This is a genomic window from Scandinavium lactucae (assembly GCF_033843265.1).
In the GTDB taxonomy this organism is placed as follows: Bacteria; Pseudomonadota; Gammaproteobacteria; order Enterobacterales; family Enterobacteriaceae; genus Scandinavium; species Scandinavium lactucae.
In genome coordinates, this window is record NZ_JAWXRD010000040.1 from 770596 (window position 1) to 788640 (window position 18045).

At 55.0% G+C, this 18045-nt stretch carries 15 protein-coding genes; 10 read left to right on the forward strand and 5 right to left on the reverse strand.

Features of this window, described 5'->3' with window-relative positions; genetic code table 11:
* The first annotated feature begins 14 nt into the window (after positions 1 to 14).
* Positions 15 to 1193, forward strand: a complete 1179-nt coding sequence (gene kch / locus SIK69_RS21450; RefSeq protein ID WP_319629896.1) for a voltage-gated potassium channel protein — start codon at positions 15 to 17, stop codon at positions 1191 to 1193.
* 90 nt (positions 1194 to 1283) lie between these two features.
* Here kch and SIK69_RS21455 read toward each other — a convergent pair whose 3' ends face one another.
* Positions 1284 to 1664 carry a KPN_00521 family repetitive protein gene (locus SIK69_RS21455; protein WP_319629895.1) on the reverse strand — a complete coding sequence of 127 codons (381 nt, stop codon included), beginning with the start codon at positions 1662 to 1664 and terminating at the stop codon, positions 1284 to 1286.
* 181 nt (positions 1665 to 1845) lie between these two features.
* On the opposite strand from SIK69_RS21455, the gene SIK69_RS21460 reads away from it, so the two are divergent.
* The 5 genes from SIK69_RS21460 to SIK69_RS21480 all read left to right on the forward strand — a co-directional run bounded on the left by SIK69_RS21460 (position 1846) and on the right by SIK69_RS21480 (position 8383).
* The gene (locus tag SIK69_RS21460; RefSeq protein ID WP_319787042.1) at positions 1846 to 3498 is read left to right on the forward strand and encodes an ATP-binding protein; all 1653 of its coding nucleotides are present in this window, start codon (positions 1846 to 1848) and stop codon (positions 3496 to 3498) included.
* Positions 3491 to 4189 carry a response regulator gene (locus tag SIK69_RS21465; protein ID WP_319787043.1) on the forward strand — a complete coding sequence of 233 codons (699 nt, stop codon included), beginning with the start codon at positions 3491 to 3493 and terminating at the stop codon, positions 4187 to 4189. Before SIK69_RS21460 ends, SIK69_RS21465 begins: the two co-directional genes overlap by 8 nt.
* Before the next feature lie 176 nt (positions 4190 to 4365).
* Positions 4366 to 5454, forward strand: a complete 1089-nt coding sequence (locus tag SIK69_RS21470; protein WP_319787044.1) for an ABC transporter substrate-binding protein — start codon at positions 4366 to 4368, stop codon at positions 5452 to 5454.
* A 96-nt stretch (positions 5455 to 5550) separates the two neighbouring features.
* On the forward strand, positions 5551 to 7320 hold the full coding sequence (locus SIK69_RS21475) for an ABC transporter permease (protein ID WP_319629891.1): 1770 nt from the start codon (positions 5551 to 5553) through the stop codon (positions 7318 to 7320).
* On the forward strand, positions 7313 to 8383 hold the full coding sequence (locus SIK69_RS21480; protein ID WP_319787045.1) for an ABC transporter ATP-binding protein: 1071 nt from the start codon (positions 7313 to 7315) through the stop codon (positions 8381 to 8383). The genes SIK69_RS21475 and SIK69_RS21480 overlap by 8 nt, the downstream gene beginning before the upstream one ends.
* 58 nt (positions 8384 to 8441) lie before the next feature.
* On the opposite strand, the gene SIK69_RS21485 is transcribed toward SIK69_RS21480, so the two are convergent.
* The 3 genes from SIK69_RS21485 to SIK69_RS21495 form a co-directional block, all read right to left on the reverse strand.
* Positions 8442 to 9467 carry an ABC transporter ATP-binding protein gene (locus SIK69_RS21485; RefSeq protein ID WP_319787046.1) on the reverse strand — a complete coding sequence of 342 codons (1026 nt, stop codon included), beginning with the start codon at positions 9465 to 9467 and terminating at the stop codon, positions 8442 to 8444.
* A gap of 1 nt (position 9468) precedes the next feature.
* Entirely contained in the window at positions 9469 to 10971 is a 1503-nt protein-coding gene (locus tag SIK69_RS21490; protein WP_374941386.1) for an ABC transporter permease, read from the reverse strand.
* Positions 10972 to 11065: 94 nt separating this feature from the next.
* Positions 11066 to 12082, reverse strand: coding sequence for an iron ABC transporter substrate-binding protein (locus SIK69_RS21495; RefSeq protein ID WP_319787048.1), 1017 nt, complete (start codon positions 12080 to 12082; stop codon positions 11066 to 11068).
* A 301-nt stretch (positions 12083 to 12383) separates the two neighbouring features.
* Here SIK69_RS21495 and SIK69_RS21500 point away from each other — a divergent pair, with 301 nt between their 5' ends.
* The 4 genes from SIK69_RS21500 to SIK69_RS21515 all read left to right on the forward strand — a co-directional run bounded on the left by SIK69_RS21500 (position 12384) and on the right by SIK69_RS21515 (position 17067).
* The gene (locus SIK69_RS21500; protein ID WP_319787049.1) at positions 12384 to 13613 is read left to right on the forward strand and encodes an MASE1 domain-containing protein; all 1230 of its coding nucleotides are present in this window, start codon (positions 12384 to 12386) and stop codon (positions 13611 to 13613) included.
* A gap of 3 nt (positions 13614 to 13616) precedes the next feature.
* The gene (locus SIK69_RS21505; protein ID WP_319787050.1) at positions 13617 to 14858 is read left to right on the forward strand and encodes an HdeD family acid-resistance protein; all 1242 of its coding nucleotides are present in this window, start codon (positions 13617 to 13619) and stop codon (positions 14856 to 14858) included.
* A gap of 101 nt (positions 14859 to 14959) precedes the next feature.
* Complete coding sequence (locus SIK69_RS21510; protein ID WP_319629884.1) at positions 14960 to 15919, forward strand: omptin family outer membrane protease; 960 nt, start codon at positions 14960 to 14962, stop codon at positions 15917 to 15919.
* A gap of 17 nt (positions 15920 to 15936) precedes the next feature.
* Complete coding sequence (locus tag SIK69_RS21515) at positions 15937 to 17067, forward strand: MFS transporter (protein ID WP_319787051.1); 1131 nt, start codon at positions 15937 to 15939, stop codon at positions 17065 to 17067.
* Between the two features lie 165 nt (positions 17068 to 17232).
* Here SIK69_RS21515 and SIK69_RS21520 read toward each other — a convergent pair whose 3' ends face one another.
* Positions 17233 to 17751, reverse strand: coding sequence for a YagU family protein (locus SIK69_RS21520; protein WP_319629882.1), 519 nt, complete (start codon positions 17749 to 17751; stop codon positions 17233 to 17235).
* Positions 17752 to 18045 lie beyond the last annotated feature (294 nt).

Genomic DNA, 18045 nt, shown 5'->3' on the forward strand with positions numbered 1-18045 from the left:
AGTCAGGGATCCCCATGAAAACGTTATTCAAAAAACTCAGCGCGATCAAAACGGTATTACCGCCCCACCGCTGTATTGGTCTGCTAACGCTGATTATCGGCTGCGTGTTTCTCAAACCGTTACTGCTGCACATTTACCATTTCATCCCGCAGGCGCGGGGCACCTTTACCGGCTGGAAAGATCTCATTTCGACCTTAGGTCTGCTGACATTACCGCAGGTGGGGCTCGGCATCGCCATGGTGCTGATGAGTATAGGTCTGTTTCTGCGTGCGCGGGTGGCGTGGTCATTTACCTTGATTTTGCTGGTCGCCGTAGCGCTGTTTAACTATTTGCTGCCCGGCGGCAGCCAGCATATCGGCAACTTTGCGCTGTTCGACGGTCTGTGCCTGCTGTGGTTCTGGCGCGAGTTCAGCCAGTCGAGCCTGGCGGCCGGGACACTGTTCGCGCTGATAAGCTTTGCCTCGTTGCTGACTTACGCCCTGTGCGGATCGCTGTATCTGGGGGAAGAGTTTCACCCGGTCATTGATGAGCTGTCGACCGCGCTCTATTTCTCGACGGTCAGCATGTCTACCGTCGGTTTTGGCGACATCGTGCCGGTCACCCCGTCGGCGCGCCTGTTTACCGTCTCGATCATTATTCTGGGTATTACCGTGTTCGCCACGTCAATCAGTGCGATTATCGGCCCGGTGATTGGCGGCAACCTTAAACGTATGATTAAAGGAAGAATTTCACACGCTATGCGCAAAAATCACATGATCATTATCGGCGCAACTCCGCTGGCGCTGAGCGTTTATAACGGCCTGAAAGAGCGCGGGGATACCGTGACGGTGATCGTACCGCCCGGCGTGGGCCATGATTATCCGGCGGATACCGATCTCATTACCGATGACCCATCGTCAGACAAAACCCTACGTGACGCAGGCGCGGATAAAGCGCGGTATATTCTGGTGCTGCGCAATGACGATTCTGATAATGCCTTTATTGTGCTGGCCGCGAAAGAAGTGGTGGGATCGGAAAGCAAAATCCTGGCGCTGGTCAATTCCGATAAAAACCTGAAGAAGATTAAACGGGTTCAGCCGGATATCGTTTTCTCGCTGCAAACCCTCGCCAGCGAAATGCTGCTGCGTAAGCTCAGCGGGGAAAATATGGATACCGATAATCTGATGGAACTGCTGTTCCAGGATGGGCATTAAATAAAACACCCGGCGGCATTGCGCTTGCACGAGCCTACTGATGGGGTAGGCCAGGCAAGTACAATGCCGCCGGGCAGTTTAGACGGTTAATTATTCAGTCACGCTTTTCTTCACGTCTTCCGCACCGGCTTTGGTTTTATCCCAGGCTTTGGCGCTGCCTTCTTTGGTCGCGTTCCAGGCTTTTTCAGAGCCCTGCTTGGTTTTATCCCATGCCTTCTCGCTACCCTCTTTGGTGCGGTTCCACGCTTTCTGGCTATCCTGCTTCATGTTGTCGGTCGCCGAACCGTCGCTATGTGCTTTATTCACCTGCTCCTGGGTGCGGTGCTCGGTCTGATGCAGTTTCTCTTTTGCTGTATCGGCCCCCTGATGGGCGGCCTGAACGGTGTCGTCTGTAGCATGCTGAATTTCACCCTGTGCCAGCGCGCCAGTGGTGATAAACATAAGGGACAGTGCAATTGCAGTCTTTTTCATTATCTGTATTCCTTTTTATCAAAGTCCGGAATCTACTTTATTTTTCAGCAAGCGAAGCGGCAAGACGATTATTCCTGGATTGGTGACGGAGGTTTTACTTTGTCCATCCCACTCTGCGTTGAGAATGGGTTCGCGTGTTAGGCTCATTCGACGTGACTTTCGTGGGCCAGCAGCAGGTTATATGCAACGTAGATTACCGTTTCAGGTGAAGCTATTTCTTTCTCTGGTGGGCTTTTCCTGCCTGCTGTTAGCCCTGCTGGGGGGTATTTTGTACCATGTCATTGACCGCCAGCTTCATCGTGACCTCGGCCAGCGCGCCCGCGTTCAGGCCAGTGAAATCGCCCTGATGCCCGGTCTCGCCGACAGCGTGGCCCGCCGTGACGTACCAGCGATCGCCCGTTTAATTCAGCCGCTGCGCACGCAAAGTGATGCCAGCTATATCGTCATTGGCGACGTGCATGAGAATCATCTCTATCATTCGGAATCTCCGGAACGCCTGCATCTGCCGATGATCGGCGGGGATAACGCTGAAGTCTTACAGGGCAAAACCATTATCTCGATGCGTAAAGGCGGAATTGGGGTTTCCTTGCGCAGCAAGGCCCCAATATTCAACCCTCAACATCAGGTCATTGGCATTGTTTCGGTCGGGTATCTCACCTCGTATATCGCCAATATTAACGCGGGTCTGCTGTGGCAGGCGGGTTTATATGGTCTGCTGCTGTTGCTGCTGCTGTTTATTTTTTCATGGATATTCACCCGCAACGTTAAAAAGCAGATGTTCTGGCTGGAACCCAAAGATATTGCCCAGTTGGTACGGCAACAAAAGGCGCTGCTGGAAGCGATGTACGAAGGGATATTTGCGGTTAACGATGAGAAGCAGCTGATTCTGATTAATCGCGCCGCCCGTGAACTCCTGGATATTCGCCAGCCTGAGAAAGAGCTGATTGGCCAACCGCTGGAAAAAATAGTGCAAACGCCACCGACCTTTTTTGCACAAAGCGATATGCCGGAAAACAGCAGCGTTCACGATCAAATCACGGTGTTAAATCAGCGGCAGATGATCGTCAACCGGGTGCCTATCGAGCTGGAACCCGGCGCAGGCAGCGGGTGGGTGTTCAGCTTTCGCGACAAAAATGACATCAACACCTTAAGCAGCCAGCTCAGCCAGGTTAAGCGCTATGCCGATAATCTGCGCATGATGCGCCATGAACAGCTGAACTGGACCGCTACCCTGGCGGGACTGCTGCAAATGCAGCGGTATGATGAGGCAATGCGCTATATACAGGCTCAATCGGAAGGCGCACAGGCGGTGCTGGATTTTGTTTCTGCCCGATTCACTTCCCCGACGCTGTGTGGCCTGCTGTTAGGGAAATTCGTCAGCGCCCGGGAAAAAGGGGTTGAGCTGGCGTTCGATCCGGCGTGTCAGCTGAAGCGGATCCCGTCCACCATCAGCGAAACTGCACTGATGTCGGTGATCGGCAATTTACTGGATAACGCGGTGGATGCCACCCTGAAAGCGCATAACACGCACGCCCCGGTCGAGCTCTATATTTCAGACCGAAACCAGGAGCTGCTGATTGAAGTCGCCGATCGGGGCGTCGGCATTGAGGATGCGCTTAAACCGCACATCTTTGAGCAAGGCGTTTCCAGTAAACCGTCAAAGCTGCATGAAATGGCCGGGTCGGATCATGGCATCGGCCTGTATCTGGTCGCGGGCTATGTCGACCAGGCCAACGGCACGATCGAAGTCACGGACAACACCCCGCAGGGCACTATATTTTCGGTGTTTATTCCCTTCCCTGCCCCAATATCAACAGGACCTTCCGATGAGTAAAAGCATCGCGTTCGATGTTGTTATTGTCGAGGATGAACCTTACCTCGCCGGTCTGCATCGTGATTTTATTGAGCAAAATTTTGCGCTGCGGGTGGTAGGTATCGCGGCGACGCTGGAAGAGGCAAGGGTCCTGCTGGTACGGCATCAGCCCCGGCTGTTGCTGCTCGACAACTATTTGCCGGATGGTCAGGGCGTGGAGCTCATCGACAGTGAACTACTGAAAAGCATCGACTGCTCGGTGATTTTCATCACCGCCGCCAGCGACATGCAAACCTGTAGCCACGCCATGCGCAGCGGCGCGTTTGACTACATCATTAAGCCGGTGTCGTTTCACCGCCTGCGCAGTTCGCTCGAGCGGTTTATGCAGTTGGTCGATACCCTGCAACACGTCAAAGTGGTCGATCAGACCGCGCTGGACCGGCTGTTTAACCTCCCGGCGATCGCCGCACCGTCGGCCCCGTCTACCAAAGGCATTGAGCCGAATACCCTTGAGCGGGTGCAGCGAATTTTCACCGCGAAACCGGATGTCACCTGGTCCGTCGAGCAGGTGGTGGACGAAGTGGGGATCAGTAAGACCACCTGTCGACGTTATCTGGAGTACTGCGTGGAAATGGGCGTTATCGTGGTGGAGATGCAGTACGGCAATATCGGCCATCCGCGTCGACTGTACCGCAAAAAAAACGGAGGATAATCGGTGCGTTTTCAGCTCGGCGGCTGCCCCCTCGCCGTGGTGTTAATGGTGTTAATTGCCTAAAAAAAGCCCCGAATCACAATTCAGGAAGATAAAAAAATCCCCCCATTGCCTGAAAGAGAGCTTGCGTTATGTTGGCCTTGAGTTTCATAAATGTAACTATAAGGTTAAATATAATGTCGAACACTTCACGCTTCTCTCTAATGACTGCCGCTGTGCTGATGTCTGCCTCTGCTATGTCGGCGTTACCTCAAGGTTATCCGGCGGATTACCAAAAGATTGTTGATGCTGCGACCAAAGAGGGGAAAGTGGTTGTCTATTCCACCACCGATACCAAAGCCGCAGGCCCGCTGATTCAGGGGTTCGAAGCCACCTACCCCGGCATCAAAGTGGAATATAACGACATGAACAGCACCGAGCTGTACAACCGTTATATCAGCGAACAGGCGGCGGGCGGCACCAGCGGCGACGTGATCTGGAGTTCGTCGATGGACACCGCGCTGAAACTGGCGGTCGACTATGCGCAGGAATACAAATCCCCTGAGCAGGGTCAGCTCCCGAAATGGGCGATGTGGAAAGACAAAGCCTACGGCACCACCTACGAACCGGTGGTATTTATCTATAACAAACGCGAGATCCCGGCGGGTGAAGTGCCTGACTCCCACGCTGCGCTGGCGAAGTTGATTGCCAGCCAGACCGACAAGTTCAGTAAGAAAGTCACCACCTACGATATCGAGAAATCGGGCCTCGGCTTTATGCTCTCGGTTCAGGACGCCAAAGCCGATCCGAACTATTTCCACACGCTGGCTGACATCGCCAAAGGCGGGTTAGCCGTGCAGTCGTCCACCGGCACCATGATGGAACGCGTCTCCTCCGGCGAAAACCTGATTGGCTTTAACATCCTCGGTTCCTATGCCGAAGCCCGCGCCAAAACCGACCCTTCACTCGGCATCTCTTATCCGAAGGATTACACCCTGGTGCTGTCCCGCGTGTCGTTCATCAGCCAACAGGCGCAAAACAGCAATGCGGCAAAGCTGTGGCTGGACTATGTGTTGTCTGAAAAGGGCCAAAGTATTCTGGCTAATCAGGCAGACATCCCGTCTATTCGTCACGACATCGACGGCAAGAACGACATTGATGGCATGACCAAAATGTTAGGCAAAGCGCTGAAACCTATTCCGGTTGACGACAGCCTGCTGGAGTACCTGCAACCGAAAAAACGTCTGGAATATATCAAACAGTGGCGCACCGCTGCGGCGAAGTAGCACCCAAGTGGTGGATGGCGCGTTGCTTATCCCCCCTTCAACAGCCCGTCGTAGGTCGGATAAGCGCAGCGCCATCCGACATTTAAAGGAAGTCGTATGCGTGCATTACTCAGAAAGTGGCAAAGCCTGCCGCGCGGCGTGGTGGTGTTGCTCACCGCGCTGGTTATCTACGTGCCACTGTCGTTTATCGTGGTGCAAAGTTTTCTCTCCGCGCCATTCTTTTCGCCGTCAAAAGAGTGGAGCCTGGAGTCGTTTGGTTTCATCTTTACCGATCCGGATTTCTATAAAGCGCTGAAAAGTGGCTTTATTCTCGCCTTCGGGCTGGTGATTATCGCCATCCCGCTGGGCGGCATTCTGGCATTCCTGATGGTGCGGACCGATTTGCCCGGTAGACGACTGATTGAGCCACTGATCCTGGTGCCGATTTTCGTCTCGCCGATGGTGCTCGGCTTTGGCTATGTGGTGGCCGCCGGTCCGGTCGGGTTCTTCTCGCTATGGGCGCAGTCGCTCCTCGGCTTCGTGCCGTGGAACATCTACGACATGTCGAGCATTGTGGTGATTGCGGGCCTGACGCATGTGCCACACGCCTATCTGTATATCTCTTCCGCGCTGCGCAGCGTGGGCTCGGACGTTGAGGAAGCTGCGCGTATCGCAGGTGCGTCGCCATTACAGGTGATGACCGCGGTCAGCCTGCCGATGGTGCGCCCGTCGATCCTGTATGCGTCGGTGCTGCTGTTCTTCCTCGGGCTGGAAGTGTTTGGCCTGATGCTGGTGCTCGGCGATCCGGAAGGCAACATGGTGCTGGCCACCTATCTGTATCAGCTGACCAATAAACTCGGCACGCCGTCCTATCACTTAATGGCCGCCGTGGCAGTGGTGCTAATTTGTATCACCATCCCGCTGGTGATGTTGCAGCGTCGCCTGATGCGCACCGCCAACCGCTTCGTGACCGTCAAAGGCAAGGCGTCCCAGGCTCGTGCTTTGCCGCTGGGGAGATGGCGCTGGGTGGCAGGTGCAGTGGTGGCCTTCTGGCTGACGGTGACCATCGGCGTACCGCTGATGGGCGTAGTCCTGCGGGCATTTATCTCCAACTGGGGCGTTGGGGTGTCGATTTGGGATGAGCTCTCGCTGAACACCTTCCGCACAATCTGGGCACAGCCGAACCTGCTGCGGGCGATCGTCAACTCGATGGCGATTGGCGTTTTCGGCGGCGCGCTGGCGGTGGGCTGTTATCTGTTTATCGGCATCGCCATGCACCGCAAACCGGACAACGTGACGCGTTTTCTCGATTACAGCGTGCTGGTGCCGCGCGCGGTGCCGGGGCTGCTGGCCGGTCTGGCCTTCCTGTGGGTGTTCCTGTTCCTGCCGATGTGGCTCGATAACGCGCTCAAATCCGGCTGGCTCTCCGGGATGCCGTGGTCGCAGTGGCTGCGTGACAACCTGATTGTCTGGCTGCGGTCGTTGCGCAGCACCATTTTCAGCGTCTGGCTGGCGTACACCGTGGTGTGGATGGCCTACGGCCTGCGGTTGATCTCCTCCACGCTGTTACAGGTCGGGCCAGAACTGGAAGAGGCGGCGCGCAGCACCGGGGCCACCCGGGGTCAAATCACCCGCCACGTCACCATTCCGCTGTCACGCTACGGTCTGATCGGCTCATGGCTACTGATGTTCCTGATCTTCGAGCGCGAATATTCAACCGGGGTGTACCTGCTTTCACCGGGCACTGAAACCATCGGCTCGATGCTGGTTTCGCTGTGGGCTGCGGGTGCCATCGATATCGTGGCCGCCCTTTCGTTTATCAATATCCTGCTGGTGGTGGTAGGTCTGGGCATTGCCCTGCGCTTTGGAGTCAAATTACATGATTGAATTATCGGTCGATAATCTGCATTTAACCTACGGCGACAACCCTGTGCTGAAAGGCGTGTCGATGAACCTGAAACGCGGAGAAGTGGTGTCGTTACTTGGCCCTTCCGGCAGCGGAAAAACGACCCTGCTGCGCGCCGTCGCCGGGCTGGAAAAACCGACCCAGGGCGCGATTATTATCGGCAATAACAAGGTCTATGGCGGCACGCCGCGCAGTGAAATTCCGGCGGAAGAACGTAACCTCGGGCTGGTGTTCCAGTCCTATGCGCTGTGGCCGCACAAAACCGTGTTTGAGAACGTGGCCTATCCGCTGAAACTGCGTAAAGTCGCCAGCGCGGAAATCGCCCAGCGCGTGCAGGCGGTATTGGATCAGCTCGGCCTCGGGCATCTCGGGAAACGGCATCCGTATCAACTTTCCGGCGGGCAGCAGCAGCGGGTGGCGATTGGCCGGGCGCTGGTGTATAACCCGCCGGTTATTCTGCTCGATGAACCGCTGTCGAACCTTGATGCCAAACTGCGCGAAGAGGCCCGGGTGTTCCTGCGCGAGCTGATCATTAAGCTCGGTCTGTCGGCGCTGATGGTGACCCACGATCAGGGCGAAGCAATGGCGATATCCGACCGGATTCTGCTGCTCAATAACGGCAAAATCGAGCAACAGGGCACCCCGCAAGAGATGTACGGCTCACCGAAGACGCTGTTTACCGCCGAGTTTATGGGCAGTAATAACCGCCTGCACGGCAACGTGACGGAGGTGCGTGACGGCAAAGCCCGCATCGAAGGCCGCGGTTGGGCGCTGTGGGGATTAGCCGGGGAAGGCGTGCAAAGCGGTCAGGAAGGCACGGCGGTGATCCGCGTGGAGCGTGTCGCCCTGGTCGACGGGCCGGGTGAAAACCAACTGGAACTGCCGCTGCTGACCAGCATGTATCTGGGCGATAAATGGGAATATCTGTTCCGTACCTCCGGCGATGATTTTGTGATCCGCGCCTACGGGGCCGAGGTGCGTGATCCGCAGCATAGCCATCTGGCCCTGCCGGAAAAACACGTCTGGATTTTCCCGAAATCCTGATTCTCTCTATAGGGAAGTATGGGAGCCGCGCCAGGTGGCTCCCTGATTTTCGCTCATTTTATGCCGCCAGTACGCACGCCTGGCCGGTCACCGCCAGTGAGACCGGCATCCCCACCCGCCAATGCTGCTGACTGACGGTCTTGAGCTGCAACGGCGTTGACCACTGCGGTGATGACAGCGTCAGCGTCGACAAATAGCCGGTAAAGTCCACGTCGCTGATGGTGATCGCCTGGGAGCCGCTATCCGGCGCAATCACGATTTGCTCCGGGCGCAGCATCACCCGCCATTCCCCCGAGAGCTGTGGTTGGCTTACCGGGATCACGCCTAATTCGCAATGGGCAAAACCGTTGTTGACCTGTGCGGAAAACATCAGCGCATCGCCGAGGAACAGCGCGGTGGCTTCATCCACCGGCTGCGAATAGACCTCGGCGGGCGAGCCGACCTGGGTAAAACGGCCTTCGCGGATCACCGCAATCTGGCTGGCAAACGACAGGGCTTCGTGCTGATCGTGAGTCACCAGTATTGAGGCCACACCCGCATGGGCCAGCAGATCGGCCGTGGCTTTTCGGGTCGCGGCGCGCAGGCCGGTATCCAACGCCGAGAACGGCTCATCCAGCAGCATCAACACTGGCTCTTGCGCCAACGCCCGGGCCAGCGCCACGCGCTGCTGTTGTCCGCCGGAGATCTCATGCGGCCAGTGGTGCTGTAAACGGGTATCGAGCGACACCAACTCCATCAACTCGGCGACCCGGCGACGGTTCTCCTCTTTCGATCCACTTAAACCGTAGGCAATGTTCTCCCCCACTTTCATGTGCGGGAATAGCGCCCCTTCCTGGGGGACAAACCCAATCCCGCGCTGATGGGCCGGAATAAAAGTATGCTGATCATAAAGCGTGGTGCCGGACAGCGTGATGCGCCCGCTGTCGGGGGTTTCAAACCCGGCCAGGATACGTAATAAGGTGGTTTTTCCCGAGCCGGACGGCCCGACAATCACCGTTCTGCTGGCGGGCATCACCGATAAACTCAGGTTGTCCAGCACCGTTGTCTGGCCAAATTTTTTAGAAATGTTTGCTAATTCAATCATTTTACAGACCTGCCAGTTTTTGCGACTGCACGTACAGAATACCGGTTAACGGGAGAGAGATAAGGACCATCAGCAGCGCATAGGGCGCGGCGGCAACGTAATCAATTTCACTGGTCAAAGCCCAGAAACCGGTTGAAAGCGTGCGGGTGCCCAGAGGCGACAACAGCAGCGTGGCGGTGAGTTCGTTAGTAATCCCCAGGAAGACCAGCGCCGCACCTGCCGCAGCACCCGGTGCCGCCAACCGAAGAGTAATCGTCCCGATGGCCCGGGCCTGCGTTTTACCTAAACTGCGGGCGACGTTTTCCAGCTCAACCGGTGCCTGGGCAATCCCGGCGCGCAGGTTGATCAGCGCTCGCGGAGTGAACATCAGCAAATACGCGAGGAACAGGGTGATTTCGGTCTGATAGATGGGCCGCATGTAATGAATGGTCACCGTGACCAGCGCCAGGGCAACCACAATCCCGGGCAGCGAACTGGCAAAATAGTTGCAGCCTTCCAGCACCCGGAACAGCGGGCGCGGATACCGCACCGACAGCCACGCAATCGGGATGCCCGCCAGAATAATCACCAACGCGCCTCCGGCGGCCAGGAGCAACGTCTGGCGCAATGACAGCCAAAGATCGGCCTGAGCCCAGTTTTCAATACCGCCGAGCCACAGCCAGCGGAACAGCACCGCTAACGGCACCACCAGCGCCAGAACAATAACGCCCCCGGCAAACAGCTGACCGAATACACTTTGCAGCCGGGTCAGGCAGCGGGAATGCTGTTCCCGCGGGGAACCGGCCCCCACCCGGGCATAACGGGCTTTGCCGCGCGTCGCCCCTTCCAGCGCCAGGAACATCAGGCAGCATAAGGCCAGCACGCCCGCCAGCATATTGGCCGCCGGGCCGCTAAAGGTCGACTGGAACTGGTCGTAAATGGCGGTAGTGAACGTATCAAAACGGATCATCGCGTACAGGCCATATTCCGCCAGTAGATGCAGAGTCACCAGCAGCGCACCGCCCCAGATAGCCAGCCGGAGCTGGGGCAAAACAATACGGAAAAAGATGGCCCACGGCGGGGTGCCGAGCGAGGCGGCGACATCCTCCAGGGTTGGGTCGAGACGACGCAGCACCGCAGCCACGGGCAGAGTGATAAACGGGTAATAGGCCAGCACTGAGAGAAACACCCCGGCGGATAAACCGTGCATCGAGGGCACGGCGCTGACCCAGGCATAGCTTTGCACAAACGCCGGGATAGCCAGCGGGGCCACCGCTAGCATCGACCAGATACGCTTCCCGGCAAGCGAAGTTCGTTCTGTCAGCCAGGCCAGCAGCGTCCCGGTAAACACAGAAAGCGGGACGGCAATCACCACCAACAGCAGCGTGTTGCTCAACAACTCAGCCACACGCGGGCGAAAAATGAGTGCCTTGACGGTTTCCCAGCCGGTATCAAACCCCACCGCCACCACAAACGCTGGCGGTATCAATGACAGCATCGAGAAGAAAATTGCCAGCAACACCATCACAAACGCAGGACGGCGCTGTCCATCACGAGTCTGTCCGCGTTGACACTCGGAAACGTTAACCACTGACATCAGGCACTCACCACCGCAGGGATTAAAGAAGGCCAGCTTCAGTCATCAAATCAATGACTTTTTTGCTGTTGAGCGATGACGGTTCAACCTTTGGTGCATCCAGGTCTTTCAGGGGAACCAGTTTAGGGTTGGACTGGGCGTTGACGCCGACCGCATATTCAAACGCGTCATTGGTCCGCAGCATATCCTGACCGGCTTTACCGGTAATCCACTTCATGAAGGCCTGAGCCTGCGGCTGATGCTTGCTGGAGGCCAGCACGCCACCGCCGGAGATGCTGACAAATGCCCCCGGATCCTGATGTTTAAAGTAATAGAGTTGGGTATTTTTACTGTTTTCGCCGGTTTTCGCCTGGTCAACAAAACGGTAGTAGTGATAAATCACCCCGCCATCAATCTGTCCCGCGTTGACCGCTTTCATTACTGTGCTGTTACCTTTGTAGGCGACGAAGTTGGTTTTCATCGCTTTCAGCCAGTCGAGGGTCGCTTTCTCCCCTTTCAGCGCCAGCATGGCACTGACGATAGCCTGGAAATCTGCCCCGGAAGGCGATGCCGCCCAGCGCCCTTTCCACTCGGGTTTAGCGAGATCCATCAGCGATTTCGGCAGCTCAGCTTCTGACAGTTTCGCTGGGTTATAAACGAATACCGTGCTGCGGGCGGCAATGCCCATCCAGCGGCCATGCTCGGGACGCCAGGTCGGCGGCACCTGGCTCAGCGTGTCTTTATCCAGCGGTGCGAACAGTTTAGCGTTATCCACCAGCACCATCGCCGGGGAGTTTTCCGTCAGGAATACGTCAGCCGGAGAGGCGCTGCCCTCCTGTACCAGTTGGTTGCCCAACTCGCTGTCGCCGCCGTTACGCAGCGTGACTTTAATGCCTGTCTCCTTGGTGAACCCGTCCACCCACGACTTAACCAGGTTTTCGTGCTGGGCGTTATACACCACGATACCGTCGTTGTTATCCGCTGCGCAGGCCAGAGACGACACCAGCATTGATGAAGTCACTACTGCAATTGAGCAAAGCGTCGATACGCTAAATTTCATCCGTTAAACCCTCATTAAAATGAATACATCACACAGAATGCATAGCGGGCGGATTACAGCACAACATCAGTTGAATGATAATGAAAACAGTTATCATTTCTAAATAAAGGTTAATAATTCGGTCAAATGAGGATTTCCTGAGATGAAAATCCTGCCCTGGCGTTGATGAGTCGACAAAGCTTAATAAAACCTTAGGTAAACCGTTTTGCGTTCAGAACGGACGCAGAGATATGCCTTAAAAATTTTGTTGTATGCTTTAGGGTGTTAGGCGAATAACCCATAAAAATGCTTCGAGGTCATAGTGAATTCATTCAAATTCGTTATGCAGTTGTTGGTATGGTGCGCACTCTATTTCGCTCTTGGATATATCTCACTTTTCCTCGATGATCCGGCAAGCCAGGTTTCCTTTGTCTGGTTCCCGGCAGGCCTTGCCGTGAGCGCATTCTTGTTAACCTCGCGCCGCCGCTGGCCGTGGCTGTTTCTGGGGTTATTTATCGTCAGGACGGGGCTGGATGTGACCCTGTGCCACTCGCTTGAAACCTCTCTCGTACACTCAGTCATCTCATTGAGCAACGACCTGGCGATTGCCTGGTGTGTACGCCATTTCACCCGCCCGCACGACACGCTGCACAGCCTCGGGGTGTGGCTCGCGGCCACCTTATTCATCAGCGCCGTGGCCGCCGCGCTGGGCGGTGGATGGGTGGTCCTGCGCCACGAAGTGGACTTTATTCAGACGCTGTGGATTTGGTGGTCGGCCAACGTGGTCGGCACCCTTTTGGTAACCTCGATTGTGATGGGCCTGTTCTGGCGACCAGCCGCCGATATACGGCGTCATTGGCTGGCGGGCGGTGTATTGTGGCTGCTGTTATGCCTGAGTGCTGTGTACGTTTTCCATCAGCCGATTGGCGGCCCTCGGGGTGAAGCCTTCATGTTCAGTCTGGCCTGTATTCCCGTGATGGTGATGATAGCCATCCCGGTTGTCAGCGGGAATCAGATGGGCGCGGCGGCATTTCTCAGTTTTTGCATTATCGTGATTTATTATTCATGGCAGCGTAATGGCCCGCTATTTATCCCTGGCTTAAAACCGGGCGAACCACTTTTGCTGGCCCAATGCTATCTGTCCGGCACCGCCCTGCTGCTAATCTTTATCTATTTCCTCAGGCACTCACCCAAAACTTTTCTTACGGTATCCTGGTATCTGGACCCCCGAAGCGGTCATCTGACCTGGGATGACCGTTCGCCGAATGTGCTCACCCAACAACTGTCGACTATTCCCGACACCGACCGGCTGCTGTCGCTGATGTCTCCCGGCGATCGGCAAATTATGCGTGAACGATGGACTCGCGTGCAGAGCGGCAGCACCATCAAAGGGTCGTTTCGATTTTTACTTACCCTTTCTCCGACTCTTACATTGCATCTTCAGGAAACAAAACTGATTGCCTTGCAGCAGCCTGACGGCGTGGTGCTGATTGGCTACTGGACGGGCGAATCTCAGGGCCAGGGATCGGCTCGCGTGTTCAAGGGGACGTAATCCATGCTGCAGATAGCACTGTTATTGATGGGCGCTAACTTTCTGCGAAAAGCCGCGCCGTTTCTTGCCGTGATCGGTGTGCTCTGGGGCGTACTGGGCCTCTCTATTTTCCTCGACGGCATGGAAGGTATGCGCTATTTCCCGTTTCATGTCTTCGGCATTTTGCTGCTGATTGAAAGCCTGATCACTCTACTCCTGGCAGGCAGCGCCAAGGGTGCGCAAAAATCGGTTTTTTATTTTAAAGGCGGCATCTTTTGCTTTATTGCGATTCTTATTCTCTCCGGGCGGGAGAGCAGCAATCTGTTACTGGCTATTTTGTTCGGTTTTGCATTTTTCATCACCGGACTGTTTGTGATGGCATCCGCGTGGGTGGTGCGTTACGAAAACTGGCGTCGGGTGTTTCTCGGCGGGTTGGCGCAGCTGGCGTTCGCCCTGTTCCTCTTTCTGCCCTATCCCACCCACCATCATGGCACCATTTCACAGTTTCTCGGCGTGATTATGATTCTGGGCAGCATCCAGTGCCTTAGTCTGGCGCGGCGTGCGTTCCGGCTGCGTGAAGGGGTGTCCTCAGAACTCAGGAACGATGCGCCCGCCGCGGGACCTTTAATTGTGCATGTCTGGACCCCGGAAGGATCGTCTGGAAAATCGCCCATTCCCCGGCCGGTTATCAATCGTTACATCGCCGCGGTGGATATTGACGGGGTGATCTCGACCGGGCACGCCGCGCTGGAAATGTCACCCGATGTGTATATCAGCCTGTATCCCGCTGTCGATATCGACCGTTCGCCGTCAGAGTTTTTTAACACCCTGAAAGCGATTCAGGAAAATAATGTGCCGGGTCAATTTCAACCGAGCTATCAGCAGGAGGCCGCGGCCTGGTGCGACTCCGACCGAAAAATCATCTTCCAGCATTACAACGCCAGCGCCTTACGCCGTTATTGGGAAAATTACCGCGAGGTAAACACCTATAACCTGACGTGGCGCAACTGTTCGAGCAGCGTGGCGTATGGGCTTGAAGCGGCGCTCGAGGGGATCCTCTCTGACGGGCGGGGAGGGTTGCATTTCATCCGCTTATTTTTCATGCCCGAACTGTGGATTGCGGCTCAATTACGAAAGCGTGCCACCACCATGGCCTGGACCCCCGGCCTGATGCTGGATTATGCGCGGGCATTGCACGTGCTGGTTCATCCCAGGGAACATTCGTGGATGCAGCGCTGGAAGCAACAACTGGACAGAACAGGTTGATGGCAGCCCAATGGTGAATAAACACGGTGTCACCGAACTCACCTTAGGGGTGAGTTATACCTTTTAATTAACGGTCATTCCTGACAAACAGGACACGCGAAATGAAAAAAAATGCAGTGGTATGCAGCGTAGTCGTTCTCTGTACGGGTCCCGCCTGGGGGGCGGACTATCTTTCGGGCCAGCAACAACAATACATTCATGATGGTTTTTCACTTACCACCTCGCTTGGTTATATGGGGGGAGAGTCGAAAGAATATGTTTATGACAATAATAAACTTCTCAGTCGCCTTGACTGGAAAATCAAGAACTCGGCAATCCTCAAAATGGAGGCAAATTACGATCTCCTGCCATGGCTAAGTATTAACGCGGCAGGCTGGACGTCGCTGGCCTCCGGATCTGGTCATTTAAATGATTTCGACTGGCAGGATCCTAATTCTTCGTCGAAAACCGACAGTTCCTCCAGTCGGGCCATATTGAATGAAGCCAATCAATACGATCTGAGCCTCCGGGGATGGGTACTCAATAACGAAAATTACAAGGCTGGGGTGATTGCCGGTTATCAGGAAAGTCGCTTTAGCATGACAGGCAAAGGAGGGACTTATGACTATGCCGGAACCGATGCCAATGGTCAGTACGACCCCAATCTCCCGCGCGAACACGGTTCCTTTCCGCCGAATCAATCCGTTATCGGCTATAAACAGACCTATCGCGCCCCGTATATCGGTCTTATCGGCAAATACGCCATCAATAATTTTGAATTTAACGGACTGCTGAAATATAGCCATTGGGTGGATGCCAAAGACAACGACAACCATTATTTAACCGGTGCAACCAGCGCGACAAATACCAACAATGCAGAGCTGTGGGCAGGCCAAATTAACGCCGGATACTGGCTAACATCCCAGGCGAAAGTCTTTACCGAGGCCGACTATACCTATTACCCCAATAAAAAAGGCAAGATTGAACAATGGGATAGCGACGGTTATCAGTCAGCATCCAGTGGGGGTGGCATTCAGAACAGGAACTGGACCATTACCGCGGGACTTCAATATTTATGGTAAACAGGTGAAGGCCTCGGATGTTACTTAATAAGCGGATATTAGCCGTCATCTTTTCGGTGACGGTATTCAGCCTGACCTACGGCCTCAGCTCGCCCTTACTGGCCTTTAAACTGATCCATGCAGGGATGAGCGAAAGCCTGGTGGGCATCAATGCCGCGATGCATGCCGCCGGGGTATTCATCATCGCGCCTTTTTTACCCGCGTTATTCCGTCGATTTTCCCCCGCGACCTTAATGCTGGTCTCGCTTGGGGCTATCGCCGTTATTTTCATCCTGTTCGGCATGGTGGGACTGCCATTCTGGTTTCTGTTAAGAGCGGGCCTCGGCCTGTTCAGTGAAATCATCATGGTCCAAACCGAGACCTGGCTCAATGGCAACACGGTCGAACGCGCCAGAGGCAAAGTGTTAGCCCTGTATACCGCAGGCATGTCGCTCGGGTTCGCCACCGGCCCGTTGATTCTCGCCTGGAGCGGCAGCGATGGAAATCTGGCGTTTTACATCGCCGCCCTACTGGCGGCTATCGCCGTGGTGCTGGTCATGACCTTCGGGATGCCGCGCGTGGCGGTTGAAGAGGATGCCCCGGACGGCTTTCTCAGCAGTCTGAAATTGGCTGCGCTGCCGATTATGGCGACGGTGCTCAATGCGGCGGTCGAAATGCTCGGCATGAATTTCCTCTCCCTCTACGCCATTAAACTGGGCTGGAGCGAATCTGCCTCGGCATTGTTGATTTCAGTGCTGATGTTTGGCGCGATTGCGTTGCAGCTGCCGCTTGGCTGGCTGGCCGATAAGGTTAACAGGCTGGCTTTGATGCGCATCCTGGCCTTTATCGCCGCAGGGCTGGCCTTTATCTGGCCAACCATCCTCGCCGTCCATTGGCTGTCGTACGTAATGCTGTTTATCTGGGGAGGCATTTTTGTCGGGATTTACACCGTGGCGATCACCTGGGTAGGTGAGCGTTTCCAGGGCAGCCAGCTGGCAGGGATTTATGCAGCCATGTCTGTCGCCTGGGGCGCTGGCGCATTAGCAGGCCCGCTGCTGGGCGGCGTTGCGATGCAATATTCGTTACACGGTCTGCCGTGGCTGACCGGGGCAATGTGTTTGGTTTTTGCGGTAATCAGCTTAAGACCAGAGAGATCCCGCGCCATTTAAACGCCTGTCTCTACCAATTATTGTGAGGGACAGGCGTGCAATACGGAATATAAAGTAGCGGATGACCCAGGACCCAAGAAGTAATATCAAAAAAGCTCGCCTGAGCGAGCCTTCAAAACACTATCATCCAAAACGTGTTTATTTACTCACGTCATGGGTAACCGATCACTGATACTCAGGGTCAGGTTTCTTTGTTATCCGATTACGAATATCACGGCGGACAATCTCAATCGTCCACATCCACAAGATATGGCCGAGAGTCTCCGAGAGCAGCTCATCAAATGGCAACTGCCATAGTGGTGGTGCCCAATGGAAAAGCGGCAACATTACACCATGAAAGCCCAGGGTAACGAGGATGGCAAATGCTGCCCCCTGCCATAGCTTTATCGCAGGAAACACCTCTGCAACCAAACAGTAAAACATTGCAAAGCCAATGGAAAAGAGATGATGAATCCCTGCCACGCCCCAATTCACTATATGTCCAGAGTAATGGTAAATCATTTCATTTACCTTAAATCCCATATCCTGAAGCATTTCTGCTGGAGGGATGGCTCTGTCCGGCGTACGAGGTGGCATGGGATTTTCAGTACCCCACTTGACGAAACTTGATATGTTGCCACCCAAAAAACCCGCCCACAGCGCAGCAACATAGTTTCTGGTATGCGTCCTGGTTATTTCAAACATTGTCTTAGCATTCCTGTTGTTAATCTGAGCGCGAAAGATGCAACAAAACGACAACTTAAAATTAGCAACGAATGCGAAATATTCAAATAGTACAGTAATGGAATGTGTAGACGATTGCGGGCAGATATAAAACAGAAAGTCAGTCTGTGACGCCTCATCATAATGTCAAAATTATGCCGACGCGCTGGACGTTCCGATGAGGAGTGAAAAGGAGTAAAAACGATGGCTGAGCGGCAAAAATATGCCCAGAGACTATACCAACACTGTACCAGCACTGTACCAAGCGCCCAAAGC

What these genes read in the sequence shown, in the direction of transcription:
- kch (WP_319629896.1), top strand. Translation starts at nt 15, where the DNA reads ATGAAAACGTTATTCAAAAAACTCAGCGCGATCAAAACGGTATTACCG.
- SIK69_RS21455 (WP_319629895.1), bottom strand. Translation starts at nt 1,664, where the DNA reads ATGAAAAAGACTGCAATTGCACTGTCCCTTATGTTTATCACCACTGGC.
- SIK69_RS21460 (WP_319787042.1), top strand. Translation starts at nt 1,846, where the DNA reads ATGCAACGTAGATTACCGTTTCAGGTGAAGCTATTTCTTTCTCTGGTG.
- SIK69_RS21465 (WP_319787043.1), top strand. Translation starts at nt 3,491, where the DNA reads ATGAGTAAAAGCATCGCGTTCGATGTTGTTATTGTCGAGGATGAACCT.
- SIK69_RS21470 (WP_319787044.1), top strand. Translation starts at nt 4,366, where the DNA reads ATGTCGAACACTTCACGCTTCTCTCTAATGACTGCCGCTGTGCTGATG.
- SIK69_RS21475 (WP_319629891.1), top strand. Translation starts at nt 5,551, where the DNA reads ATGCGTGCATTACTCAGAAAGTGGCAAAGCCTGCCGCGCGGCGTGGTG.
- SIK69_RS21480 (WP_319787045.1), top strand. Translation starts at nt 7,313, where the DNA reads ATGATTGAATTATCGGTCGATAATCTGCATTTAACCTACGGCGACAAC.
- SIK69_RS21485 (WP_319787046.1), bottom strand. Translation starts at nt 9,467, where the DNA reads ATGATTGAATTAGCAAACATTTCTAAAAAATTTGGCCAGACAACGGTG.
- SIK69_RS21490 (WP_374941386.1), bottom strand. Translation starts at nt 10,971, where the DNA reads ATGGTGTTGCTGGCAATTTTCTTCTCGATGCTGTCATTGATACCGCCA.
- SIK69_RS21495 (WP_319787048.1), bottom strand. Translation starts at nt 12,082, where the DNA reads ATGAAATTTAGCGTATCGACGCTTTGCTCAATTGCAGTAGTGACTTCA.
- SIK69_RS21505 (WP_319787050.1), top strand. Translation starts at nt 13,617, where the DNA reads ATGCTGCAGATAGCACTGTTATTGATGGGCGCTAACTTTCTGCGAAAA.
- SIK69_RS21510 (WP_319629884.1), top strand. Translation starts at nt 14,960, where the DNA reads ATGAAAAAAAATGCAGTGGTATGCAGCGTAGTCGTTCTCTGTACGGGT.
- SIK69_RS21515 (WP_319787051.1), top strand. Translation starts at nt 15,937, where the DNA reads ATGTTACTTAATAAGCGGATATTAGCCGTCATCTTTTCGGTGACGGTA.
- SIK69_RS21520 (WP_319629882.1), bottom strand. Translation starts at nt 17,751, where the DNA reads ATGTTTGAAATAACCAGGACGCATACCAGAAACTATGTTGCTGCGCTG.